The organism is Aeromonas sp. DNP9, from assembly GCF_001728955.1.
Classification (GTDB): domain Bacteria; phylum Pseudomonadota; class Gammaproteobacteria; order Enterobacterales; family Aeromonadaceae; genus Aeromonas; species Aeromonas veronii.
This window is the reverse complement of record NZ_LYSQ01000022.1, coordinates 44,277-67,284: the sequence shown is the minus strand read 5'-3', so window position 1 is coordinate 67,284 and position 23,008 is coordinate 44,277. Positions and strand designations below refer to the sequence as shown.

At 58.3% G+C, this 23,008-nt stretch carries 21 protein-coding genes and 6 tRNA genes; 14 read left to right on the top strand and 13 right to left on the bottom strand.

Going from position 1 to position 23,008, the window contains the following annotated elements; translation table 11 throughout:
- Positions 1-99: 99 nt before the first annotated feature.
- Both hxpB and A9G06_RS15760 read left to right on the top strand, forming a co-directional pair.
- Positions 100-759, top strand: a complete 660-nt coding sequence (gene hxpB / locus A9G06_RS15765) for a hexitol phosphatase HxpB (protein ID WP_005360961.1) — start codon at positions 100-102, stop codon at positions 757-759.
- 271 nt (positions 760-1,030) lie between these two features.
- Positions 1,031-1,234 carry a CPXCG motif-containing cysteine-rich protein gene (locus A9G06_RS15760; protein ID WP_005336871.1) on the top strand — a complete coding sequence of 68 codons (204 nt, stop codon included), beginning with the start codon at positions 1,031-1,033 and terminating at the stop codon, positions 1,232-1,234.
- 174 nt (positions 1,235-1,408) lie between these two features.
- Here A9G06_RS15760 and A9G06_RS15755 read toward each other — a convergent pair whose 3' ends face one another.
- Positions 1,409-2,026 (bottom strand): riboflavin synthase, encoded by a 618-nt coding sequence (locus A9G06_RS15755; protein WP_069555810.1) that lies wholly within the window; start codon positions 2,024-2,026, stop codon positions 1,409-1,411.
- A 133-nt stretch (positions 2,027-2,159) separates the two neighbouring features.
- On the opposite strand from A9G06_RS15755, the gene A9G06_RS15750 reads away from it, so the two are divergent.
- From A9G06_RS15750 to A9G06_RS15720, 7 genes are all read left to right on the top strand, one after another.
- The gene (locus A9G06_RS15750) at positions 2,160-2,366 is read left to right on the top strand and encodes a YaeP family protein (protein ID WP_005345813.1); all 207 of its coding nucleotides are present in this window, start codon (positions 2,160-2,162) and stop codon (positions 2,364-2,366) included.
- A 148-nt stretch (positions 2,367-2,514) separates the two neighbouring features.
- On the top strand, positions 2,515-3,894 hold the full coding sequence (locus A9G06_RS15745) for an MATE family efflux transporter (RefSeq protein WP_069555809.1): 1,380 nt from the start codon (positions 2,515-2,517) through the stop codon (positions 3,892-3,894).
- Between the two features lie 159 nt (positions 3,895-4,053).
- Positions 4,054-4,130, top strand: a tRNA-Val gene (locus A9G06_RS15740).
- A gap of 13 nt (positions 4,131-4,143) precedes the next feature.
- Positions 4,144-4,220, top strand: a tRNA-Val gene (locus tag A9G06_RS15735).
- An 18-nt stretch (positions 4,221-4,238) separates the two neighbouring features.
- Positions 4,239-4,315, top strand: a tRNA-Val gene (locus A9G06_RS15730).
- Positions 4,316-4,349: 34 nt separating this feature from the next.
- Positions 4,350-4,426, top strand: a tRNA-Val gene (locus tag A9G06_RS15725).
- A gap of 43 nt (positions 4,427-4,469) precedes the next feature.
- Positions 4,470-4,546, top strand: a tRNA-Val gene (locus A9G06_RS15720).
- 169 nt (positions 4,547-4,715) lie between these two features.
- Here A9G06_RS15720 and A9G06_RS15715 read toward each other — a convergent pair.
- The 6 genes from A9G06_RS15715 to fadR all read right to left on the bottom strand — a co-directional run bounded on the left by A9G06_RS15715 (position 4,716) and on the right by fadR (position 10,246).
- Positions 4,716-6,557, bottom strand: a complete 1,842-nt coding sequence (locus A9G06_RS15715) for a sigma 54-interacting transcriptional regulator (protein WP_069555808.1) — start codon at positions 6,555-6,557, stop codon at positions 4,716-4,718.
- Between the two features lie 288 nt (positions 6,558-6,845).
- Positions 6,846-7,310: a hypothetical protein gene (locus A9G06_RS15710; RefSeq protein WP_069555807.1), complete on the bottom strand. Its 465-nt coding sequence runs from the start codon at positions 7,308-7,310 to the stop codon at positions 6,846-6,848.
- A 174-nt stretch (positions 7,311-7,484) separates the two neighbouring features.
- A complete protein-coding gene (locus tag A9G06_RS15705; protein ID WP_069555806.1) occupies positions 7,485-8,369 on the bottom strand; it encodes an AEC family transporter in 885 nt (294 codons plus the stop codon).
- A 12-nt stretch (positions 8,370-8,381) separates the two neighbouring features.
- Complete coding sequence (locus A9G06_RS15700; protein ID WP_005352343.1) at positions 8,382-8,939, bottom strand: YaeQ family protein; 558 nt, start codon at positions 8,937-8,939, stop codon at positions 8,382-8,384.
- Between the two features lie 187 nt (positions 8,940-9,126).
- Positions 9,127-9,267 carry a TIGR02808 family protein gene (locus A9G06_RS15695; protein WP_005345965.1) on the bottom strand — a complete coding sequence of 47 codons (141 nt, stop codon included), beginning with the start codon at positions 9,265-9,267 and terminating at the stop codon, positions 9,127-9,129.
- Between the two features lie 265 nt (positions 9,268-9,532).
- Positions 9,533-10,246 (bottom strand): fatty acid metabolism transcriptional regulator FadR, encoded by a 714-nt coding sequence (gene fadR / locus A9G06_RS15690; protein WP_026034983.1) that lies wholly within the window; start codon positions 10,244-10,246, stop codon positions 9,533-9,535.
- Between the two features lie 333 nt (positions 10,247-10,579).
- Between fadR and nhaB the strand changes: the two genes are divergently transcribed.
- Both nhaB and dsbB read left to right on the top strand, forming a co-directional pair.
- Entirely contained in the window at positions 10,580-12,160 is a 1,581-nt protein-coding gene (gene nhaB / locus A9G06_RS15685) for a Na(+)/H(+) antiporter NhaB (RefSeq protein ID WP_069555805.1), read from the top strand.
- 98 nt (positions 12,161-12,258) lie between these two features.
- Positions 12,259-12,780: a disulfide bond formation protein DsbB gene (gene dsbB, locus A9G06_RS15680; RefSeq protein WP_005336895.1), complete on the top strand. Its 522-nt coding sequence runs from the start codon at positions 12,259-12,261 to the stop codon at positions 12,778-12,780.
- Between the two features lie 78 nt (positions 12,781-12,858).
- On the opposite strand, the gene A9G06_RS15675 is transcribed toward dsbB, so the two are convergent.
- From A9G06_RS15675 to uvrB, 3 genes are all read right to left on the bottom strand, one after another.
- Positions 12,859-13,506 (bottom strand): DedA family protein, encoded by a 648-nt coding sequence (locus A9G06_RS15675; protein WP_069555804.1) that lies wholly within the window; start codon positions 13,504-13,506, stop codon positions 12,859-12,861.
- 178 nt (positions 13,507-13,684) lie between these two features.
- Positions 13,685-13,942, bottom strand: coding sequence for a DUF1232 domain-containing protein (locus tag A9G06_RS15670; protein WP_005360976.1), 258 nt, complete (start codon positions 13,940-13,942; stop codon positions 13,685-13,687).
- On the bottom strand, positions 13,939-15,951 hold the full coding sequence (gene uvrB / locus A9G06_RS15665) for an excinuclease ABC subunit UvrB (RefSeq protein WP_069555803.1): 2,013 nt from the start codon (positions 15,949-15,951) through the stop codon (positions 13,939-13,941). Before uvrB ends, A9G06_RS15670 begins: the two co-directional genes overlap by 4 nt.
- A 133-nt stretch (positions 15,952-16,084) precedes the next feature.
- Here uvrB and A9G06_RS15660 point away from each other — a divergent pair.
- Positions 16,085-16,160, top strand: a tRNA-Asn gene (locus A9G06_RS15660).
- A 471-nt stretch (positions 16,161-16,631) separates the two neighbouring features.
- Here the strand turns inward: A9G06_RS15660 and A9G06_RS22290 are convergent.
- The gene (locus A9G06_RS22290; protein ID WP_162515106.1) at positions 16,632-16,796 is read right to left on the bottom strand and encodes a hypothetical protein; all 165 of its coding nucleotides are present in this window, start codon (positions 16,794-16,796) and stop codon (positions 16,632-16,634) included.
- A gap of 137 nt (positions 16,797-16,933) precedes the next feature.
- On the opposite strand from A9G06_RS22290, the gene A9G06_RS15655 reads away from it, so the two are divergent.
- A complete protein-coding gene (locus A9G06_RS15655) occupies positions 16,934-18,619 on the top strand; it encodes an aspartate:alanine antiporter (protein WP_069555802.1) in 1,686 nt (561 codons plus the stop codon).
- Positions 18,620-18,940: 321 nt separating this feature from the next.
- Here the strand turns inward: A9G06_RS15655 and fabB are convergent, their stop codons facing one another.
- Positions 18,941-20,152, bottom strand: a complete 1,212-nt coding sequence (gene fabB, locus A9G06_RS15650; protein ID WP_058058450.1) for a beta-ketoacyl-ACP synthase I — start codon at positions 20,150-20,152, stop codon at positions 18,941-18,943.
- A 90-nt stretch (positions 20,153-20,242) separates the two neighbouring features.
- Here fabB and mnmC point away from each other — a divergent pair, with 90 nt between their 5' ends.
- Positions 20,243-22,261 carry a bifunctional tRNA (5-methylaminomethyl-2-thiouridine)(34)-methyltransferase MnmD/FAD-dependent 5-carboxymethylaminomethyl-2-thiouridine(34) oxidoreductase MnmC gene (gene mnmC / locus A9G06_RS15645; RefSeq protein WP_171903398.1) on the top strand — a complete coding sequence of 673 codons (2,019 nt, stop codon included), beginning with the start codon at positions 20,243-20,245 and terminating at the stop codon, positions 22,259-22,261.
- A gap of 95 nt (positions 22,262-22,356) precedes the next feature.
- Here mnmC and A9G06_RS15640 read toward each other — a convergent pair whose 3' ends face one another.
- Positions 22,357-22,953, bottom strand: coding sequence for a DUF922 domain-containing protein (locus tag A9G06_RS15640; RefSeq protein ID WP_069555800.1), 597 nt, complete (start codon positions 22,951-22,953; stop codon positions 22,357-22,359).
- Positions 22,954-23,008 lie beyond the last annotated feature (55 nt).

The window sequence follows — 23,008 nt, the reverse complement described above, 5'->3', positions numbered from 1 at the left end:
GTTTGCCGATGTGATCGGGCGCAAGGGGCATGGCAATGCCCCTTTTGCATTTCCCCGTCAGGCTTATAATCCCCTCTTCAAATTTGTCAGGAGTACAAGATGTTAGCTGCCGTGATCTTTGATATGGATGGTGTTCTGATCGACTCGGAACCCTTTTGGCAACGGGCCCAGATCGCCGTTTTCTCCGAACTGGGTCACCCCCACACCGTCGAGGATTGTGAGTCGACCATCGGCGTGCGCATCGATCAGCTGGTTGCCCACTGGTATCGCCTGCGCCCGTGGAGCGGCCCAACTCAGGAAGAGGTGGTACAGCGCATTCTGGATCGGGTCAACGCCCTGATCCTCTCCGAAGGTCAGGCCAAAGCCGGTGTGCTGGAGGCGCTCGACCTTATCGAAGCCCGCGGCCTGAAAGTGGGTCTGGCCACCTCTTCCCCCTTTGCGATGGTAGAAGCGGTGCTCGGCAAACTCGGCATTCGCGATCGCTTTATGGCGGTCCACTCCGCAGAGGTGGAGCGTTTCGGCAAACCGCACCCGGATGTCTATATCCACGCCGCCGAGAAACTGGGGGTAGAGCCAGTTCATTGTCTGGCCATCGAAGACAGTTTTACCGGCCTGCTGGCGGCCAAGGCGGCCTCCATGACTGCGCTAATCGTGCCGGATCCCGCTTTAGTGGGTGATCCACGCTTGGCCATCGCCAACTACCAGCTCGGCTCACTGGCCGAGCTGAATGCCGACATGTTGGCCAGCTGGGTCAAGTAGCGCCTGTCGGCGTCTTGCTGTGCTCGCGTTCTCATATCCGCAGGGGGCTCCAGCCCCCTGTTATTGCCAAACAACTATTGGCAATCCCCTCCTTTTCACTCGTCATTCACAACCAGATTGTTCTTCTCGCACACGACCACTCCAGCCGGTTGCACCTTGCCACCGCTCAGGCTTGATCTCTGTCATAAACGTGCGTTTGCTCGCGGTTAACCCCCTGCAGCCCGACTAGAATCAGGGTAGATAGGCGGCCCCAGGGCCCGAGGAGGTTATCATGATCGAGTACACCAGCAAGCGCATCGTCTGCCCTCACTGTGGCCACCATACCCGGGTCGAGCTGGATGCCAGTCAGGGTGATCAGGAGTTTTACGAAGATTGCATGGCCTGTTGCAATCCGATCCACCTGCGGCTTCACCGCGACGAAGCCCGCGACTGCTTGCAGCTGTTTGTGGATGCGGATGACGAGCAACTGTTTTGATTGCGAGTCACAAAAGGCCGAGCAGCTGCTGTGCCTGCAAGTCGCAAAGAGCTGAGCAGATATTGTGACTGCGAGTCATGGAAAGTTGAGTGGATATTTTCACCATATAAATAACAAGGGCCTGCACACTGCAGGCCCTTGCTTATGAGGCGATTGACACCGAGCCGTTTCCTTTCAGTTACCCCCGCGTGCCGCCAGCACCCGCTCCACGGTATCGACGATGGCCTGAGTCTGGGGATCGATCTCGATATTGGTCTGCCAGCCAGCCTTGACCCAACCCAGGTTGGTGCGAGCCAGGGTCTCGGGGATCAGGTGAACGCAGAACTCCCGCTCGCGCACCTCGCCGATGGTCAGGCTGATGCCGTCGATGCCGATATACCCCTTGGTCAGCACATATTTCATCAGCTCGGGAGCAAGGCGATACCACACCTGACGGTTATTGGGTGTGTCGATCACCGAGGTAACCTCCGCCATGCCGATGATGTGGCCGGACATGGCATGACCGCCGATCTCGTCGCCAAAGCGGGCGGCCCGCTCCACGTTGACCTTGTCCCCCACCTGCAGCTTGCCGAGGTTGGTCAGGCGCAGGGTCTCCTGCATCAGATCGAAGCTGACCAGATCCCCTGCAATCCGGGTCACGGTGAGACAGCAGCCGTTGTGAGCCACCGAGGCACCAAGAGACAATCCCTCGCCCCACTCCCGGCTGGGCATGCGGATCACATGGGTACGGAAGTTGGGTTGCTCCTCGATGGCCACCAGTTCGGCGGTCCCCTGCACTATGCCAGTGAACATCTCTCGTCTCCTGTTACGGCAAAAAGGGCAGGTTAACCTCGGGCAGAGGGTGAGACAAGGGTACAGGCTGACAAGCTTGCGCCCGATCGCTATAGTGACGCCGTTCACATCCGGGTAAACAAGGAAAAAAGAAATGCAGGTATATCAATGTTGTGAAGCGATCCGCATCGCCTATAACCAGATTGGCTCCGGCGAGCAGGGCTATGTGCCAAACGCCATCGCCGCCACCATCCGCGCCCTCAACGCGGTCGCCGCCGATGAGCGAGTACCCGCCGAACTGCGCGAACAGGCTGCCTATGCCGCTGCCAACCTGCTGATCAGCGATCACGAAGACGCCTGATCCTGCCCCTCGGGGCGGCAACTATTTCGTCCTGGCTGAATTTCAGGCTAGAATGCCTCCCCCACCCTTTGCACTTTCGTCCGAAAGTGCAAAGGCTCTTCCCGATTTCCGCTCTTTCTCTATCTATCTGATCCACTCGGAGGTGTCAGTGCAACGTTATTGGTCCGAGGCGAAGCAGCTCGTCCGTCTAGCCAGCCCCATTCTGGTCGCCCAGGTGGCCCAGGTCGCCATGAACTTCGTCGATACCGTGATGGCGGGTCAGGTGAGTGCAGTCGATCTGGCCGCCGTGTCGGTGGCGTCCAGCTTCTGGCTACCGGTGATCCTGCTGGTGCAGGGGATCATCATGGCGCTCACCCCCATCGTCTCCCAGCTCAATGGCGCCCGTAAACGGGAGGCAATTCGCCCGGCCGTTCATCAGGGTTTCTGGCTGGCACTGATCGTCACCCCGCTGGCGATGATCGCCCTCTATTACAGCCCGCTGGCGTTGCAGTTCATGGATGTGGAACCGGTGATGGCGGCCAAGACCACTGGCTATCTGCACGCCATCCTGTGGGGTCTGCCCGCCTTCGTGCTGTTCCAGGTGCTGCGCAACTTCAGTGAAGGGCTCTCCCACACCATGCCTACCATGGTGATCGGTTTTGTCGGGCTGGCGGTCAATATCCCCGCCAACTACATCTTCATCCACGGTCACTTCGGCATGCCGAAACTGGGCGGGGTCGGCTGTGGCGTCGCTACCGCCATCGTGCTGTGGGCCATGCTGCTGGCGATGATCCTCTATGTGAAGATCTCCCGTCACTTCACCGAGATCCGTCTCTTCTCCCAGCTGGCTCGCCCCAACGGCAGCCGGATCTGGCGGCTGTTTCGCTTGGGCTTCCCCATCGCCATGGCGATCTTCTGCGAGGTGACCCTGTTTGCCGTAGTGGCCCTGATGCTGGCCCCCTTCGGTGCCGAGACGGTGGCGAGCCACCAGATTGCGCTGAACTTCTCCAGCCTGGTGTTTATGCTGCCCCTCTCCATCGGGGTGGGTGTCACCATCCGGGTCGGTCACAGCATCGGCGAAGGTCAGCCGCATCACGCCCGGGTGGCAGCCCGCACTGGCCTGCTGCTGGGGGTGAGTGTCGCGGCACTTACCGCGGCATTTACTGTGCTGCTACGGGAGCAGATCTCCTCCATCTATACCGATGATCTGCAGGTGATCGCCCTTGCGTCCACCTTGCTGTTCTTCGCTGCCATCTATCAACTCTCCGACTCGGTGCAGGTGGTCGCGGCCGCTGCGCTGCGCGGTTACAAGGATACCCAGGCGATCTTCTACGTCACCATCGTCGCCTACTGGGGACTGGGGCTACCCACCGGCATGATCCTGGGTCTGACCGACTGGCTGGTGCCGCGGATGGGGCCGCAGGGCTTCTGGATCGGCTTTATCGTCGGCCTCACCAGTGCGGCCCTGATGCTGGGGGCGAGATTGCGCCATATCTATGGCCGTTTTGCCACTCCGGAGGCCTGCACTACCCTGTCGCGAGCCCAGTAACAGGGCTTGGCAAGCGACAACTCGCCTGCAAAATCAACAGGCTGCGCAAGAACTGGGCAAACAGTCTCCTTTGTGCATATGGCCTGTTGACAGCCTTGGGGGGCATGGGTAGTATGCCGACCACGTCAGCAGCGCTGGCGTAGTGAAGTAAGAGAAAGTGGGTTTATAGCTCAGTTGGTTAGAGCACTACCTTGACATGGTAGGGGTCGTTGGTTCGAATCCAATTAAACCCACCACTTTTTCTGTGATGCGTCCTTAGCTCAGCTGGTTAGAGCACCACCTTGACATGGTGGGGGTCGGTGGTTCGAATCCACTAGGACGCACCATCACAAAATACTGATTATGCGTCCTTAGCTCAGCTGGTTAGAGCATCACCTTGACATGGTGGGGGTCGGTGGTTCGAATCCACTAGGACGCACCATTCAGTTTGTAAGAAATGCAGATATTCCAGATGTGGGTTTATAGCTCAGTTGGTTAGAGCACTACCTTGACATGGTAGGGGTCGTTGGTTCGAATCCAATTAAACCCACCACTTTCCTGCATATAAAGAAGTCAAAAGTCGCATTGCGCACCCTGCGTCCTTAGCTCAGCTGGTTAGAGCATCACCTTGACATGGTGGGGGTCGGTGGTTCGAATCCACTAGGACGCACCAGATTAAAAAAGCCCGCTCATCGAGCGGGCTTTTTGCATTCGGCCATGCAGCCACTCCCCTGCCCCGCCAATCCGTTCAGCACAATTCGACAATGGCGCAGAGCCTTGTTCCCATAAAAAACCCGTGTCATTCGATAAACGACACGGGCCGTATAGACGCCGCCAGATCTTCAGCTCTGCACGGCAATCTCGTACTTCTTTATCTTGCGATAGAGGGTGGCAATCCCGATCCCCAATGCCTGCGCCGCCAGCTTCTTGTTGCCAAGCCGCTGCAGAGTCTCCTCGATCATCTGTTTCTCCATGCTCTCAAGACCGCTCTCTCCCGGGGCAGGATCCTGCAGCTTCTCCGGCATCACCGCCATTGGGCCTTGCGCTGCCACCGGTTCGCCCGGGATGGCGCTCAGGGGCACGATGGGGATGGTCTGGGTGACCACCGGATGGGGCTCCTGATTACGGATGATGTTGGGCGGCAGCAGGCTGCTGTCGATCACCTCACCCGCCTGACTGACGTTGACCAGATATTCGATGAGGTTGCTCAGTTCGCGCACGTTGCCCGGCCAGCGATACCCCTTGAGCAGCGCCATCACCTCCGGCGTCAGGCCAGGGTAGACGGTGCCGATCCGGCTGGTGTGCTGGTTGAGGAAGTAGTGGGTCAGCAGCTCCACATCCCCTTCCCGCTCGCGCAGCGGCGGCAGGTTGAGAGGGATGACGTTGATGCGATAGAAGAGATCCTCGCGAAACTTCCCTTCGGCGATGTACTGGTCGAGATGCTGATGGGTGGCAGCGATGATGCGAATATCCACCGGCACCGGCCGACTGGCGCCGATGGGGGTCACCTCCCGCAGCTCCAGCACCCGCAGCAGCTTGGCCTGCATGGTGAGTGGCATGTCGCCAATCTCGTCAAGGAACAGAGTGCCCTGATGGGCCGCCTGAATCAGGCCCTGCTTGCCACCGCTGGAGGCACCGGTAAAGGAGCCCTTCACATAGCCAAACAGCTCGCTCTCCAGCAGTTGTTCGGGAATGGCGGCACAGTTGATGGCGATAAAGGGTTTGTCCTGACGCGGGCTCAGGCGATGGACGGCGCGGGCCACTACCTCTTTACCGGTGCCGCTCTCGCCACAAATCAGCACGCTGGAGGGACTCTGGGCGATGCGGTGCAGTAGCCGCTTGAGGGTGCGCATCGGCTTGCTCTCGCCGATCAGCTGATCGATCCGCACATCCGGATCCGGCTCCTGAACCTGACCGGAGTGGGACTGGTGAAACGCCATCAGAAAGAGCTGCTGCCCCTGCACATGATGTAGCTGGCCGATGATCAGCTCCTGACGACCTTCAAAGGTGATGATGTGCTGAAGATGACCACTCAGCCCCTGTTGGGAGAAAGTGAGCGGGCGGATCCCCACTTCGCGCCCCAGCAGCTGTTCCTGCTGGCAACCCAGATGATGGAGCGCCGCCTCGTTGGCGTAGAGCAGTTGACTCTTCTCATCGAGCAGCAGGCAACCCTGATCCATGTTGGTCATCAGATTGAGGAACACCTTGTTGACCCCGTCCGACAGCCCGCGCGAATCGAGCAACTTGGCCACAAAGATGGTGGAGATATGGCGCACATAGTCACACACATCCTGCAGATTGTTGTTGAGGCGCGCCTGCTGCTCGTCGCTGAAGGCCACCAGACTGATCACCCCGATACAGCGCTCGTCCACCATGATGGGCACCCCGAGGAAGGCGCGCTCACGGCAGCTCTCCTTGCAGGTACAGCCGTCACACACGGGATCATCGCTGGTGTGGGTAACGATCTTCTCCCTTTGGTTATCAATCACATAACGCAGCAGGCGGGAGTCACCCTCCAGCTGGCGGCCGAAGAACTTGCCATAGGGCCCGGTGCCAGCCACCCGAACCATATCGGCATCCACAATTTCGACCTCAAGCTGCAGCACACTCGCCAGCATCTTGGCAAAGCGCAAGATGGTCGGCTGGATCTGCATCAACAGACACTGGTTGCTCACGGATCTCATCCATCATTCCTTTTTATTCTTGTTATCCTCCCCCTAAAGGGAGTCATGCTGGCCAGATACTAAGGGATATCAGGGGGAACTACTTCGGGGGGGATCACGAAAAGGGAAAAAGATCCGCATCCTCCGCGACTTCAGAGGCACAGATAAAATTCAATAAAAACATAAAGATGAAAACACATGCAGCGAGATAAACCACTCGTGTCAGCCAAGCCAACCCTGCTGAACTGCGGACTCCATCGACAGATCATGCTGGCTGTGGGGCAAACAACCACTGAACTGGCATTTGGCTCACGCGCCACGTACCTGTTTCAAGACTTGGCACTCATGGTCGAAATCCGCATTATCTTGCGGCTGAATGTAGTTTTGCCAGCGGGCAAACAGCTCGGCCGTCGGATATCGATGCAGACGAATACCGGTGCGATAGAGTTTGGGAAAAAGTGGGTCTGGCTGGGATCTCACGACCAGACCGCGCAGCTTCTCGTCAGAGGGAATGGCAATCACCAGCTCATCCCCCTCCTTCAACCGTATGGCCCCCAGAATGCCGATGCCGCCGATGGCTATGTCGCGCACCACCACATAGGGCACGGGGTTGAGCAACTCCAGAAACCAGTTGCGACGGCGACATTCCGCCTTGTAACCACCACCACTGAGGATAAAACGGCGGTGTCTGCGCCAGTCATAACCGGTAGGCAATGCCGGGTCATAGCGCGATTTTGCCTGCCCCACAGGCTCAGATTGCTCACTTGTGCTCATCCGGTTTCCCTCACTGGCATTGGTTAAACAGTGTCAGTCAGCTCTTTTTCAACTATAGCTGTCGCCGTTAGGCCCGGGGCTCAGGGTTGGATAGGGGGAAGACAGATATATCACGGAGGCAATGATGTGGTACGAACCGTTTCCACGAGAAGAGCCGCACCGATGCAATCTGGCTTAGCCGGGCAGATGAAGTGCCAGCCAGACCGCCAGTGGGATCACCAGCACAGAGAGGGCATTGCCGCCGAGCACGATACTGGCCACCTTGTCCGGCTGGCAATGATACTGCTCGCAGAGCATGTAATTCAACACCGCAGGGGGCAAGGAAACCGACAACATCAACAGCGGGATCCACTCCGTCTTAAGGGGCAACAGCCAGATCGCCAGCAGCAGCGACAATCCCCCCGCCAGCAGATAGAGCAGGTTGCACTTGAGCGCGAGGCCCAGGTGATCGAGCTCTCCCTCCATCAGGCGAATACCCAGCGCAAAGAGCATCAGGGGCACCGAAATCTGGCCGAGTAGCGAGGCCGTGGTCACCACATATTCCGGCAGCGCAATGTGCAGGTTGGCCACCAGCAAACCGGCCAGCGCGGCCCACAGTACCGGGCTGCGCAGCCACAGCCAGCGGGAGGTATTGGCCGAGAGGATAAACATGCCGACCGAAAAGTGCAGCAGATTGGAGAGCACAAAGAGGATCACGATGGCCCCCAGTTGCTGCTCGCCAAACGCCAGCACCATCAAGGGGATACCGAGATTGCCGGTATTTCGGAACATGGCTGGCAAGATCAGGGCTGCCCGCTCAATCCCTTTGAGTTTGAGCAGCGCGAGCAGCAGACCGGGTAACAGAATAACCAGCGCCCCCGCCGCAATCAGCGGCAGATGCTCCGCCAGCGCCAGCGGATACTTGACCAGCGCTGAGAAGACCAGCGCCGGGGTAAACAGCTCGATATTGGCCCGATTGACGTAACCGAGGGCGGCCCCCGATCGCAATCGCCCGTAGAGTGCGCCGAGCCCGACCACACCGAACACCGGAATGACGATATTGAGCAAGGCGCTGAACATGGGCGGCGTCCGTTACAGTTCGCGGGCCGGCTTGCCCATCAGCACCACCGGATCCAGCGTCACTTCCAGTGCGCCGTTACTGACCCAGAGCTGACCATCGGAGATAGTGCAGGTGAGCTGCATGGTGCGCTCGACCATGGCGGTGAGCGGCAGAGTCTGGCTGTCGGAGAGTTCGATGATGCTGAGGTTGTCATGCTGGCTCAGCTTGCCCTGGTTCTGCTTCCACCAGACGGCTGTACCACGACCGCCGTAGAGATAGAGCACCACCTGACGGGCGCGGTTACAGGCTTTTTTGAGCCGTTTTTCATCGGGCTGGCCCAGCTCGATCCAGAGTTCTATTTCGTCCGAGTAGTTCTTGCACCAGAGCTCGGGTTCGTCATCGGCGCTCAATCCCTTGGTGAACTCCAGTCGCTCGGCAGCGTGCCAGGCAAAGGCCGCCAGCCGGATCATCATCCGCTCATCGGTTTCGGAGGGGTGGCGCGCCAGGGTGAGGGAGAAGTCCTGATACAGATTGCGATCCATATCAGACAAACTGATCTGGGCCTTGAATACGGTTGCCTTGAGAGCCATAGAAAACCTTGAACACCTGATAAGAGAAGGGTGAGTGGGAAATACGGGCGCCAGTGTAATCAAAATCGGCGACAGGTTCGACCATACTGACCAAAGATTTCCCCTTCCCTGCCGGGATAAGTGCTTTAAAAGACACAAAAAACAAATGCCAGTCCGAAGACTGGCATTTGGCGGCATGAGAAGCGACTCACTTCTCGGCGGACTGTACCCCGAACGCGTTCAGCAGCATGCAACAGGTCACTGCCACCGCCACGAATCCGCTCAGAAAGATAAAGGGCATGGCCCCGTATCCCAGTACTGTCCAGATGGTGTGTTCAAGAAGACTCATTGTTGTGTCCTTCATCCGGTGAAAGGTGTGTTCCTTCTGGCGGATATTGGCTCCGCTCTTGATGCCTCCATTTGACCTCAATCAGCGGTTGGGTCCTATGCCACCAAAGTGATAAATGCAGGGTTCATTTGCGCTGGATCAAGCTTTTTGGCCAAATATCCATGCAGTTCAATCAATTACCACCGCCAATCAAGGATAGACACAAACACGGCAGAATAAAAAAACGCGCCGGATAGCGCGTTTCTTGGACAGCACAGGCAAGGGATCAGTTATCGCACAGATCGCTTGGCATGTCCTGACGCAGGCGAGTCCACAGCTTGCCGGACTCGATACCGTACTGACGCACCGTCATGAACACGGCTTCGTGGTTCTTGGTCTCCGCCAGATTGAGCAGGGTCTTGTAGTAGGCATCTGCGGTCTCGCGAGCCTGCTTGTCGGAGAAGTAGTAGCTGCCGACCCGGCTGTACAACCCTTTGAAACCGTTCAGGATCAAGGCGTAGATCGGATTGCCGGAAGCAAACGCCAGCTGGTGGTGCAGGCGATAATCGAACTCGGCATAAGCCTGGGCGTTGTTCTCGACCCCATCGGCACCACGCAGGATCTCGGCGGCCTGTTCCGGATTGTGACGGATCGCCCCGCGGATAAAGATGGTGCAGATGTGGGTACGGGCGGAGAGCAGCTGAGCTATCAGATCAGGTACCTTGTCCTGATCCAGACGAGCCAACGTCTCCAGAATATTGAGGCCGGACGTTTCCCAGAAATTGTTCACCTTGGTCGGCTTGCCATGCTGTATGGTCAACCAGCCATCACGGGCCAGTCGCTGCAGCACTTCGCGCAAGGTCGTCCGCGTCACCCCGATCAACTCGGATAATTCACGCTCGGCGGGCAGAATAGATCCGGGAGGAAAGCGATTGTTCCAGATGGACTCGATGATGTATTCCTCGGCAAACCCAGCTGGGCTCTGCGCTTTTATAACCATGAATTGACTCTGTTGTAATGCGTAAAAAGGCTGACGAATGATATCAAAGCGATGATGGCTGGCAAGCATAAGGTCAGTCCTCTGCTCACATATGGCAAATATAGTGTTGGGAATATGTATCTAATCGCCACGAGGGAGCCAGCCAACCCCGACAAGGTGGTTATAAAACAGACAGATGGGCAGAGATCCATCGGCTATCATTTATAATCGTCACGCTTTTTGATTAAAATCACGAGGAATCAGACAGATAAAGGCCAACATCCGGAGGCACAGGTCGAATCATCCTTGACTGCATAGAAGCAGATCCTAACAACAAAGTTGAGACCCATTATCATGCCAATAAGCCTAGGGCAGGCATTCGCCAAGAACTTCTTGGGCAATGCACCACAGTGGTATAAAAGCGCCATCTTGCTATTTCTGGTGATCAATCCGATAGCCTTCCACCTTGATCCTTTCATTGCGGGCTGGTTACTGGTCGTTGAGTTTATCTTCACCCTGGCCATGGCCCTCAAATGCTACCCCCTGCAACCGGGTGGTCTGCTCGCGATCGAAGCCGTGCTGATTGGCATGACCTCCGCCGATCAGGTCAAACACGAGCTGGTCGCCAATATCGAAGTACTGCTGTTGCTGGTGTTCATGGTGGCAGGCATCTATTTCATGAAGCAGCTGCTGCTCTATGTCTTCACCAAGCTGCTGATCGGCGTACGCTCCAAGATCCTGCTCTCCCTCTCCTTCTGTCTGGTCTCCGCCTTCCTGTCAGCCTTTCTCGATGCCCTGACCGTGATTGCCGTGGTGATCAGCGTCGCCACCGGCTTTTATGCCATTTATCACAAGGTCTCGTCCGGCAAGGAGTTTGGTCACAGCCATGACCATACCGATGATAAGGAAGTCGCCGAGCTCAATCGCCAGGATCTCGATGATTTTCGCGCCTTCCTGCGCAGCCTGATGATGCATGCCGCCATCGGTACCGCGCTGGGTGGTGTCTGCACCCTGGTGGGCGAGCCGCAAAACCTCATCATCGGCGAGCAAGCCAGCTGGAACTTCGCCGAATTTGCCATTCGCATGTCACCCGTCACCGTCCCCGTCTTTATCTGCGGTCTGCTGACCTGCGTGCTGGTAGAGCAGTTCCGCTGGTTTGGCTATGGTGCACGCCTTCCGGACACGGTGCGTGCCATCATGGAGGAGTACAACCGCTACGAAGAGGCAAAACGCAACCCGCAAGACAAGGCCAAGCTGATCGTTCAGGCGTTGATTGCGGTCTGGCTGATTGTCGGTCTGGCCATGCACCTGGCAGCCGTTGGCCTGATTGGTCTCTCGGTCATCGTGCTGGCCACCTCCCTGACCGGGATCACCGAGGAGCACTCGCTGGGTAAAGCCTTCCAGGAGGCACTCCCCTTCACCGCCCTGCTGGCAGTCTTCTTCAGCGTGGTCGCCGTCATCATCGATCAGCAGCTGTTCAAGCCGGTGATCCAGCTGGTACTGGCAGCAAAACCGGAGAACCAGCTGGCCCTCTTCTATCTGGCCAACGGGGTGCTCTCCATGGTCAGTGACAACGTCTTTGTCGGCACCGTCTACATCAATGAGGTGAAAACGGCCATGCTCAATGGTGCCATCGACCGCGCCCAGTTCGATCTGCTGGCGGTAGCCATCAACACAGGTACCAACCTGCCATCGGTCGCCACCCCCAATGGTCAGGCCGCCTTCCTGTTTATGCTCACCTCGGCATTGGCGCCGCTGCTGCGTCTCTCCTATGGCCGCATGGTCTGGATGGCGCTGCCCTACACATTGGTGCTGGGGCTGATCGGCTTTTTCTCTGTCGAATTGCTGCTTGGTCCTGCCACCGAGTGGTTCTATCAGCACGGATGGCTGGTGATGGAGAGTGCGCTGCCAGCGGTACAGCCGGCGCTGCATTAATCCATTGAGATGGTTTCCGAGGGCCCTTTCAGGGCCCTTTTCTTTTCTGCCCCGCTCTGCTCTAATTCAGCCACTGTTTTTTCTGAGAGATCAATGAGATGATCGAGTTTCTCCGCCGTATCGCCGCCCATCGGCTGGCTTGGGGCCTGTTGGCAGCATCAGCCCTGTTCCTCGAGTTGTGCGCCCTCTTCTTCCAGCATGTGCTGGGCCTCTCCCCGTGCGTGATGTGTGTTTACGAACGGTTGGCGACCCTGGGTGTGCTGGCCGCCGGTCTGCTCGGCATGGTGGCGCCGGATAAGTGGTATGTTCGCTGGAGTGCCATGTTGCTGTGGGGCTACAGTGCCTTCCGCGGCTTCCAGCTGGCCCTCAAGCATGTGGACTATCAGGTCAACCCCTCCCCGTTCAACGTCTGCAGCCCGTTTGCCGACTTCCCTAGCTGGGCTCCACTCGATCAGTGGCTCCCCTGGCTCTTTATGCCGGAAGGGGATTGTGCCCAGATCACCTGGCAGTTCTTCGGTTACTCCATGCCACAGTGGCTGGTCGTCATCTTCGCCGCTTACCTGTTGGTCTTCACCGTAGTGGCCATCGGCAATCTGGTGAAAGGGCGCTGCTGCAACTGAGTGTCATGCCCGCCTGGAGATAAAAAGGGGGAGCCATGATGGCTCCCCCTTTCTCGTTCTGGTTGACCGTATTTCTGGTTACGCCCTGGCAGTGCTCATCTTGGCCTTGACCGCGCCAATTACCATGGGCAACAGGGAGATACCGATGATGCCGAAGATCAGCAGGGTAAAGTTGTGACGCACCACCGGCAGATTGCCAAAGAAGTGGCCAGCATAGACGAAGGAGAGTACCCACAGCAGACCGCCAACCAGGTTGAACGCCAGGAAGCGCGGATAGGTCATGGCCCCCATTCCTGCCACGAACGGCGCAAAGGTACGCACGATTGGCAGAAAGCGGGTGATGATGATGGTCTTGCCGCCATGCTTGGCATAGAAGGCGTGGGTCTTCTCCAGATAATCCCGGCGGAAGATTTTGGACTCCGGGTTACGGAACAGCTGCTCGCCGAAGAAGTGACCAATGGTGTAGTTGACCACGTTGCCCAGCACAGCTGCGATGATCAGCACGGCCGCCAGGGTATGGACATCCAGCACGCTGCCCACGGTAAGCGCACCGGCGGCAAACAGCAGGGAGTCACCCGGCAGGAACGGCGTCACTACCAACCCGGTTTCACAGAAGATGATCAGAAACAGGATGGCGTAAACCCAAACGCCATAGTTCTCGAACAGCTCTTTCAAATGCACGTCAACGTGCAGAATAAAGTCGATTGCAAAGAGGATCAGATCCATTTTTTCCATACCCATAAAGTGAACGGCGTGGAGTCTACGCCAATGCCATCCGGGCGACAATCACCGGGGCAGCCTCTTTTTTGTCCCGTAGCGCCCACCTTCAAATGAAACCGTTTTTCCGCTTCCTTCGAAGGTGGGAGCACAAAGAGAGATGCCGAGCGTGGAGTTGAAAGGGGAACTAGGAGGCCTGTTCCAGATCGCTGCGCACTGCGGGGGGCAGGCAACGCTCCCAGCCCCATAGCAACACCAGCAGCAGGGTCACATCATCGAACCACCCCAGCAAGGGCACCACGTCAGGGATAAGATCCACCGGACTGATGCCATAGAGCAGGATAAGGATCACCAGTCCCCTCGCCCACCAGGGGGTACCGGGATGGCGAAAGCCCTGATAGAGACGACGCAATCGTTGCCAAATCAGCCAGCGTTTACGGCTCATGATTCGATCAACTCGCTGCGCAACCGCTGGATCTGATCCCGCAGTGCCGCCGCCTGTTCGAACTCCAGATCCCGGGCATGTTGGAACATCTGCTCCTCCATCCGCTTGATCTCTTTGGCAATCTCGCTGGCAGAGCGGGCATGGTACTCCCCTTGCGGCTCGGCTGCCTTGCGCATCCCCTTGCCTGGTTTGCCTGCCGTGCGGCTGCCCCCCATGTCCATCACATCGCCAATGGATTTGTTGAGCCCTTTGGGGGTGATCCCATGCTTGAGGTTATGGGCATGCTGCAAGGCGCGGCGCCGCTCGGTCTCCTCAATGGCTACCTTCATCGAGTTGGTGATGGTATCGCCGTAGAGAATGACCTTGCCGTTGAGGTTACGCGCCGCCCGGCCGATGGTCTGGATCAGCGAGCGGGTCGAGCGCAGGAAGCCCTCTTTATCCGCATCCAGAATCGCCACCAGCGACACCTCCGGCATGTCGAGACCTTCCCGCAACAGGTTGATGCCCACCAGCACATCGAACTTGCCAAGGCGCAGATCGCGGATGATCTCCACCCGTTCGACCGTGTCGATATCGGAGTGGAGATAGCGCACCTTGACGTCGTGCTCCGCCAGATACTCGGTCAAGTCTTCCGCCATCCGCTTGGTCAGGGTAGTAACCAGCACCCGTTCCTCGACGGCGACCCGCTTGCGGATCTCGGAGAGCAGATCGTCCACCTGCGTGGTCACCGGACGTACCTCGATCTCCGGATCGAGCAGGCCGGTTGGGCGCACCACCTGCTGCACCACATCGCCGCCGGACTTCTCCAGCTCGTAAGGGCCGGGAGTCGCCGAGACAAACACCGTCTGCGGCATCAGCGCTTCAAATTCGTCGAACTTGAGCGGCCGGTTGTCCAGCGCCGAGGGGAGCCGGAAGCCGTACTCCACCAGGGTCTCCTTGCGGGATCGGTCCCCTTTGAACATGGCGCCAATCTGCGGCACCGTGACGTGGGACTCGTCGATGATGAGCAGGCCGTCCCCCGGCAGGTAGTCAAACAGGGTGGGCGGCGGCTCCCCCGGCGCACGGCCGGAGAGGTAGCGGCTGTAGTTCTCGATGCCGGAGCAGTAACCCAGCTCCTGCATCATCTCCATGTCAAACTGGGTGCGCTGGCTGATGCGCTGCTCCTCCACCAACTTGTTGAGGGACAACAGCTGCTCGCGGCGACTGCGCAGCTCCTCCTTGATATGCTCGATAGCCCCCAGAATGGTCTCGCGCGGGGTGGCGTAGTGGGTCTTGGGGTAGATGGTGTAGCGCACTACCGTCTGCTCGATAGCGCCGGTCAGCGGGTCGAACAGGGAGAGGCGCTCCACCTCTTCATCAAACAGCTCCACCCGCAGCGCCAGCTTGTCAGATTCGGCAGGGTAAATATCGATGACTTCACCGCGCACCCGGAAGGTACCGCGTTGAAACGCCATGTCGTTGCGGGTGTACTGCAGCTCGGCGAGGCGACGCAGGATATCCCGCTGGTTGATCACATCCCCCACTTTGAGATGCAGCATCATGCTCAGATAAGCTTGGGGATCCCCCAGACCATAGATGGCCGACACCGAAGCAACGATCACCACGTCGCGCCGCTCCAGCAGCGCCTTGGTGGCGGACAATCGCATCTGCTCGATGTGATCGTTGATCGAGGCATCCTTCTCTATAAAGGTGTCGGTGGTCGGCACATAGGCTTCGGGCTGGTAGTAGTCGTAGTAGGAGACGAAATACTCCACCGCATTGTCGGGGAAGAACTCCTTCATCTCACCATAGAGCTGGGCGGCCAGGGTCTTGTTGGGAGCCAGGATCATGGTCGGGCGGTTCAGGGTGGCGATGACGTTGGCCATGGTGAAGGTCTTGCCCGAACCGGTCACCCCGAGCAGGGTCTGGTGGGCCAGCCCCGACTCGATGCCATCCAGCAGTTGGGCAATCGCCGTGGGCTGATCCCCAGCGGGTTGAAACTGGCTGGCTAACTTGAACAATTTGCTCATGAACACTCCCGACACAAAACAGCAGAGGAGCAGTGTAACCGAGGGTTTGGCAGCGGTATACCCGTGCCATCATCCCGCGAATGGCTTGACCACCTCGGACACCTTCTGTATGATGCTCCTCCTTGCCTGATGTTCCCCCGTAGTTCAGTCGGTAGAACGGCGGACTGTTAATCCGTATGTCACTGGTTCAAGTCCAGTCGGGGGAGCCAATTCCTCACCATCTCGGTGCAAGTTATCCACTTTAGTGCTCTCTCCTGCCAATTTTAATGCACAAGATCCTTCTTGCTGCTGACGCTCCCTTTTGTTACCCGTTCCTGCTCGACAGAGTTTTCTCCTGTCGCACCTAACTATTTGATTTTTATACAAACATTTTTCTTCCGGTATTTTTTGAACAGCCCTTGCATCCCAGTGCTGGCGCGGCTTTCAGGGCGATGAACAAGTTTCATGAACAGGGTTATCCACAGATTCTGTGGGTAAGTGCAGCAAGCCCTGTCAGGACGCGGGATTGCCCTTGATGGCCCCCGGCGAAGAGTCATTTTGCTGGTCAACCTGATTTTATGCTGTTTTTTTGCTCCCTCCGGAACCACCTAGTGACAGGCTCTATTGGCACTTTTCAGAAGCATCTTTTTGCCAACCCATGCCCCGTGGGCGAACGGGTAAATATCAAGCTGATTTGCCCCTCAGCCAACCATGGTGGCCATCGGTTGAATCTGCTGAAACTGATCCCCGCCAAGCGGCTGAACAGCAGAATCTAAAATATCGGCCTGCGCCAGAGCGCTTCGGTCGCGGGCAGCAGATTTCACTAATTGACAACGGCGGTTACAGCAAAAATTGCCAGATTTCATCCGCTTGTCTCCCTATCACGCCGCAGGTTCCACAAATAGCGTCCGATAACGTCCGATTAATCGCTCCCTTGCGCTTCTTTATTGGGGATAGATCCGGCACAATATCGACCCCACTTTTTTCCTCGGTTTTTCCGGGCATGACCATAGATTTCGTGACACTGCTACATCAAAGCGACTCCCTGCTGCTGTTCGTGGTATTGGCCTTCGGCCTGCTGCTTGGCAAGGTGCGAATTGGCAACTTTCAGATTGGCAACACCATAGGTGTGCTGTTTACCGCCCTGCTGTTTGGCCAGATGGGCTTCGAGTTCACCGCCACGACCGAGAACGTCGGCTTCATGCTCTTCATCTTCTGCGTGGGGATCGAAGCCGGGCCCCACTTCTTCAGCGTCTTCCTGCGCGATGGCATCCACTACATCACCCTGACCCTGGTGATCTTGCTGACCGCCCTGTTGCTGACGGTGGGGCTGGCCAAGTTCTTCAATCTGGGGCCGGGCATGGCGGCGGGGATCCTGGCGGGTTCCCTCACCTCGACCCCAGCGCTGGTGGGTGCCCAGGATGCCTTGCGCAGCGGTCTGCTCAACCTGCCCCATCAAACCGATATGCAGGCGGTGCTCGACAACATGGGCATCGGCTACGCTCTCACCTATCTGGTGGGTCTGGTTGGTCTGATGCTGGTGGTGCGCTATCTCCCTTCGCTGGCACGGCTCGATCTCAATACCGAAGCGCAAAAAATCGCCCGTGAGCGGGGCCTCTCCGACAGCGACAGTCGCAAGACCTACCTGCCCATCATCCGCGCCTATCGGGTTGGCCCCGAACTGGCAGCCTGGATCGGTGGCCGTACCCTGCGGGAGACCGGCATCTACCCCCATACCGGCTGCTATGTTGAACGGATCCGCCGCAACGGCATTCTGGCCAGTCCCGATGGCGATGCCGTCATTCAGGAAGGGGACGAGATCGCTCTGGTGGGCTATCCCGAGAGCCACGAGAAGCTGGACGTCAACTACCGCAACGGTAAAGAGGTGTTTGACCGCAACCTGCTTGACCTGCAGATCGTCACCGAAGAGATAGTGGTAAAGAATGACTCCGTGGTAGGCCGCCATCTGGTGGAGCTCAACCTGACCGAGAAGGGGTGCTTCCTCAACCGGGTGGTACGCTCCCAGATCGAGATGCCGTTCGATCGCAACATCATGCTGCAAAAGGGCGACGTGTTGCAGATCAGCGGCGAGAAGCAGCGGGTCAAACTGCTGGCCAACAAGATCGGCTTTATCAGCATCCACAGCCAGACCACGGATCTGGTGGCCTTCACCACCTTCTTCGTACTCGGCCTGCTGATCGGCTCCGTTTCGCTGGTGTTCGGTCAGATCGAATTCGGTCTCGGCAACGCCGTCGGCCTGCTGCTGGCAGGCATTCTGATGGGTTACCTGCGGGCCAACCACCCGACGGTCGGCTATGTGCCGCCCGGCGCGCTCAGATTGGCCAAGGATCTCGGTCTGGCGGTCTTTATGGTGAGTACGGGTCTGAAAGCCGGTGGCGGCATCCTCGACCACCTCAGCGAGGTGGGTACGGTAGTGCTCTTCTCCGGCATGCTGGTGACCACCTTGCCGGTGCTGGTCGGCTATCTGTTTGGGGTCTGGGTGCTCAAGATGAACCCGGCCCTGCTGCTCGGTGCTATCACAGGTGCCCGGACCTGTGCCCCGGCGATGGATGTGGTCAACGAGGCAGCCAACAGCTCCATTCCGGCGCTCGGTTATGCCGGTACCTATGCGGTGGCCAACGTGATGCTGACCCTGGCGGGCTCCTTTATCATCGGCTTCTGGTTCTAGCAGCCATCACATTACCGCTAACAAAGAAGGGAGCCTCATGCTCCCTTCTTGCTATCTGCCCCGCTAGAGAGATGTAGATCAGGCTCATTGATGTGGCGTCACCTCCCCCCACCATCTGCGCTGAAATCTGCCACTAACCCACTCTTCCTATTCCAAAATGGCCGATGCTCTGCTCTGCTCTGCTCTGCTCTGCTCTGCTCTGCTCTGCTCTGCTCTGCTCTGCTCTGCTCTGCTCTGCTCTGCTCTGCTCTGCAATGAGTGATGGCAGCTCCCGAAGACAAAAAAAGCGCCCTGAGGCGCTTTTTTCATATCAACCGGATATCAGCCTTTGAACTTGCTGAACACCAGAGAGGCGTTGGTACCGCCAAAGCCGAAGCTGTTGGACATGACGGTATTGAGTTCGGCCGCTTCGTACTCGCGCACGATGGGTAGACCTTCGGCCTTCTCGTCCAGAGTCTCGATGTTGATGCTGGGAGCGATAAAGCCGTGTTCCATCATCAGCAGGGAGTAGACAGCCTCGTGCACGCCCGCAGCGCCCAGCGCATGGCCGGTCATCGCCTTGGTGGCAGAGATCTTGGGACCGTTGGCGCCAAAAAGCGTCTGGATAGCTTCAAGCTCTTTGGTATCACCCACCGGAGTGGAGGTGCCGTGGGTGTTGATGTAGTCAACCTTGCCTACACCCTGCATCGCCATCTTCATGCAACGCACCGCGCCTTCACCGCTCGGGGCGACCATGTCGTAGCCATCGGAGGTGGCACCGTAACCGGTCAACTCGGCATAGATGTGAGCGCCACGGGCCAGCGCATGTTCCAGCTCTTCGATCACCAGAATGCCACCGCCACCGGAGATAACGAAACCGTCGCGGTTCGCATCATAGGTACGGGACGCTTTTTCCGGCGTGTCGTTGTACTTGGTGGAGAGCGCGCCCATGGCGTCAAACTGGATGGTAGAGGACCAGTCCAGCTCTTCACCGCCACCAGCGAAGACCACATCCTGTTTGCCAAGCTGGATCAGTTCAAGCGCGTGACCGATGCAGTGAGCAGAGGTGGCGCAAGCTGAGCTGATGGAGTAGTTGACACCCTTGATCTGGAACGGGGTCGCGAGGCAAGCAGAGGTGGTGGAAGACATGGTGCGCGGCACCATGTAAGGGCCCACACGCTTGACCCCTTTCTCACGGGCGATGTCCACAGATTCCGAGGTGTTCTTGCCGGAGGCACCACCTGAACCGACCACCAGGCCGGTACGCTCGTTGGAGACCTGATCTTCCGCCAGACCGGCATCTGCAATGGCCTGCTGCATGGAGAGGTAGGCGTAGGCCGCAGCGTCGCCCATGAAACGCATGACTTTACGGTCGATCAGTTCAGACGGATCGAGTTTGATGTTACCCCAGACACGGCTGCGCAGGTTGTGCTGCTCGAACTGCTCGGAATAGGTGATGCCGGATTTACCTGCTTTCAGGGAGGCCAGCACTTCTTCCTTGTTGTTGCCGATACTGGAGATGACGCCGATACCGGTGATCACTGCTCTTCTCATTAATTCATCTCGTCTGGAAAAACTGGCGCCAAGTCTACCCGCTTTCGGCTGCCAAACTGGTCTGCTTTCACGTAGAATGCCCGCGATTTTGTGACGCGAGCCGAGGAAAACGTGAGTCAAACATCCTTACATCATGCCCGATTGGACTGGAATGAAGCGGGAACTCCTGTCTCCAGTGACTTCGGGGATGTGTACTTTTCCAATGATAACGGTCTAGGTGAAACCCGCTACGTCTTTTTGCAGCAAAACCGACTACCTGCGCGATTTTCGCACCACGATAGTGACAGTTTCGTGATAGGTGAAACAGGTTTCGGCACAGGCCTTAACTTTCTGGCGACAATGCAAGCCTTCCTGGAACAGGCGCCTCAATCCGGCAACGGCTCCCGTCTGCACTTCATCAGTTTCGAGAAATACCCCCTGACCCAAGACGATCTGCGCAAGGCGTTGGCCGCCTGGCCTGAACTTGACCACTTGAGTCAGGATCTTGTCGCCCAATGGCCGCTGCCGGTTTCCGGTTGCCACCGCCTGCATTTTGCGGGTGGCCGCATTCGCCTCGATCTCTGGTTTGGCGATATCAAGGATATGCTGCCGCAGGTGCCTCACCGAACAGAAGGTCTGGTGGATGCCTGGTATCTGGATGGTTTCTCCCCTGCCAAAAACCCGGAGATGTGGACACAGGAGCTGTTTGATGGTCTCGCTCGCCTCGCCCGTCCCGATTGCTCCATCGCCACCTTTACCTGTGCCGGTTTTGTCCGTCGCGGCCTGATTGCCGCCGGTTTTGCCATGAAGAAAGTGAAGGGCCACGGTAGCAAGCGGGAGATGCTGGTGGGGGATCGCACCGACAAGCAGCCGCAGCAGACCATCGCCCCCTGGTATGCCCGTCCTGCCGGACGCGCTGGCGAGGTGGTGATCATCGGCGGCGGCATCGCCTCGGCCATGACGGCGCTCTCTCTGGTGGAGCGGAGTCGCAAGGTGACGTTGCTGTGTGCAGATGACGAACCGGCCACCGGCGCCTCGGGCAACCGCCAGGGCGCGCTCTACCCCCTGCTCAACGGCGAGCACGATGCCCTGTCACGCTTCTATTCCCTCGCCTTTGGCTATGCCCGCCAACGGCTGCTGGCGTTGGCCGAACGCCATCCTATCGCTTTCGAATTATGCGGAGTGACACAGCTCGGTTATGACGACAAATCGGCAGCCAAGTTGGTGAAAATGAGCCAGGGCCCCTTCCCGTCCGAACTGATGCATCCCCTCTCTACAGCAGAGGTAGAGCAGGTGGTTGGCCTGCCCTGTGGCCACAGCGGCGTCAGCTATCCGCTGGGAGGCTGGCTCTGTCCGGCCGATCTCACCCGAGCCGCCCTGAAAGAGGCGCAAGCCAGCGGCCTGCTGCAGGTGGAGTACCACACCCAAGTAAGCGCCATTGCCGAGCAGGCCGATGGCTGGCAAGTAGAAAGCCAGGATGGCCGCCACTGGCAGGCCCCCAATCTGGTGGTCGCCGCCGGTCACCAGTTGCCAGCACTGCTCCCCTTTGCCGAGCTGCCGCTCTATCCGGTGCGCGGTCAGGTGAGCCATTTGCCGACCACGGCCAGCTTGCGTCAGGTCAAGACCGTGCTCTGCTACGATGGCTACCTCACGCCAGTGCACAACGATCAACACTGCATCGGCGCCAGCTATGGCCGTAACCAGAGCAGCCTTGAGTTTCGTGCCGATGAACAGATCCAGAATCAGGTGCGGTTGCAAGCCTGCCTGCCGGAGCAGACCTGGCCCGCCGAGGTGGATGTGAGTGGCAATGAGGCGCGCGTAGGCGTGCGTTGCGCCAGCCGGGATCACCTGCCGGTGGTGGGGCCAGTGGCCAGATTGCAAGGTCTGGCTGATCACTATGCGCAGCTGCAGCATGATCAACACAACGCCCAGCCGCTCCCCCTTCACCTCGGCCTCTATGTGCTGGGGGCGCTCGGCTCGCGGGGCCTCTGCTCGGCGCCGCTCTGTGGTGAGCTGCTCGCCAGCGAGATCTGCGGCGATCCCCTGCCGCTGGCCGCCGATCTGCTGGAAGCGCTCCACCCAGCCCGTTATTGGGTTCGCAAACTGCTCAAGGGCAAAGCGCTAGTCTGAACCTGACTCTGCAAGGAAATAGAATGGCCGCCCATCGGGCGGCCATTCTATTTATCAAATCGTGCGATGCTGGATATTGCGTCTTGAGATAGCGCTCACTTGGGCCAGTGCACCCCGAGCTGTTCGCCGTAACCTGTCTGACGCTGGAATCCGTCGAGCCGTCCCTTGATCTTGTTCAGCTCGCCACTGCCTGCTGCCCACGCGGCATAGCGCAGCGCCTGGCAATCTGCATGGCCCGGTAACGCCGCAATGGCGCCCCCCACCTGATTGGCCCCCTGCAGCACCATCTCCTTGAAGCGGGATTCGTAGTCAAACATGCTGGAGAGCAGCCGCCCCCAGCGCTGACGGGCAGGATCGTTACTGTTCGCGCTCTGACGCCAGCGGGGCAGCAACACAGTGGCGTTGGTGGTCACCGTCACCCGGTTGAGCTGGCAGCGACCCGGCAACTGCTCGGTATCCAGCTGCCAGTTCACCTGATAACTCGCCTTGCCGAGTACGGGCTTGCCATTCACCTTGGGAGCACTCTGGGCAATCGCCCGGGCAAGCTGCTCCGGACTGGTTGCATTGACCTCATAAAAACGGACATTGATGCGGGACTCTGGCACCACTTGCGGCCGGCTCGGTTGAGCCTGACTCATCAGGGGCAACAGCAACAACCCGACCCCCACTACTCCATAAACCTTGCTGACCATGCCAGACTACCTTCCTTGATTGCACGGGCGGAGTACCAACCTTGGTGAACCCCAC

Coding starts and splice junctions, on each gene's coding strand:
- dsbB (WP_005336895.1), top strand. CDS start 12,259: ATGATCGAGTTTCTCCGCCGTATCGCCGCCCATCGGCTGGCTTGGGGC.
- A9G06_RS15695 (WP_005345965.1), bottom strand. CDS start 9,267: ATGAGTCTTCTTGAACACACCATCTGGACAGTACTGGGATACGGGGCC.
- A9G06_RS15670 (WP_005360976.1), bottom strand. CDS start 13,942: ATGAGCCGTAAACGCTGGCTGATTTGGCAACGATTGCGTCGTCTCTAT.
- A9G06_RS15755 (WP_069555810.1), bottom strand. CDS start 2,026: ATGTTCACTGGCATAGTGCAGGGGACCGCCGAACTGGTGGCCATCGAG.
- A9G06_RS15705 (WP_069555806.1), bottom strand. CDS start 8,369: ATGTTCAGCGCCTTGCTCAATATCGTCATTCCGGTGTTCGGTGTGGTC.
- A9G06_RS15710 (WP_069555807.1), bottom strand. CDS start 7,310: ATGAGCACAAGTGAGCAATCTGAGCCTGTGGGGCAGGCAAAATCGCGC.
- nhaB (WP_069555805.1), top strand. CDS start 10,580: ATGCCAATAAGCCTAGGGCAGGCATTCGCCAAGAACTTCTTGGGCAAT.
- A9G06_RS15655 (WP_069555802.1), top strand. CDS start 16,934: ATGACCATAGATTTCGTGACACTGCTACATCAAAGCGACTCCCTGCTG.
- fabB (WP_058058450.1), bottom strand. CDS start 20,152: ATGAGAAGAGCAGTGATCACCGGTATCGGCGTCATCTCCAGTATCGGC.
- A9G06_RS22290 (WP_162515106.1), bottom strand. CDS start 16,796: ATGAAATCTGGCAATTTTTGCTGTAACCGCCGTTGTCAATTAGTGAAA.
- A9G06_RS15715 (WP_069555808.1), bottom strand. CDS start 6,557: ATGAGATCCGTGAGCAACCAGTGTCTGTTGATGCAGATCCAGCCGACC.
- fadR (WP_026034983.1), bottom strand. CDS start 10,246: ATGGTTATAAAAGCGCAGAGCCCAGCTGGGTTTGCCGAGGAATACATC.
- A9G06_RS15675 (WP_069555804.1), bottom strand. CDS start 13,506: ATGGATCTGATCCTCTTTGCAATCGACTTTATTCTGCACGTTGACGTG.
- A9G06_RS15700 (WP_005352343.1), bottom strand. CDS start 8,939: ATGGCTCTCAAGGCAACCGTATTCAAGGCCCAGATCAGTTTGTCTGAT.
- A9G06_RS15750 (WP_005345813.1), top strand. CDS start 2,160: ATGCAGGTATATCAATGTTGTGAAGCGATCCGCATCGCCTATAACCAG.
- hxpB (WP_005360961.1), top strand. CDS start 100: ATGTTAGCTGCCGTGATCTTTGATATGGATGGTGTTCTGATCGACTCG.
- A9G06_RS15760 (WP_005336871.1), top strand. CDS start 1,031: ATGATCGAGTACACCAGCAAGCGCATCGTCTGCCCTCACTGTGGCCAC.
- A9G06_RS15640 (WP_069555800.1), bottom strand. CDS start 22,953: ATGGTCAGCAAGGTTTATGGAGTAGTGGGGGTCGGGTTGTTGCTGTTG.
- uvrB (WP_069555803.1), bottom strand. CDS start 15,951: ATGAGCAAATTGTTCAAGTTAGCCAGCCAGTTTCAACCCGCTGGGGAT.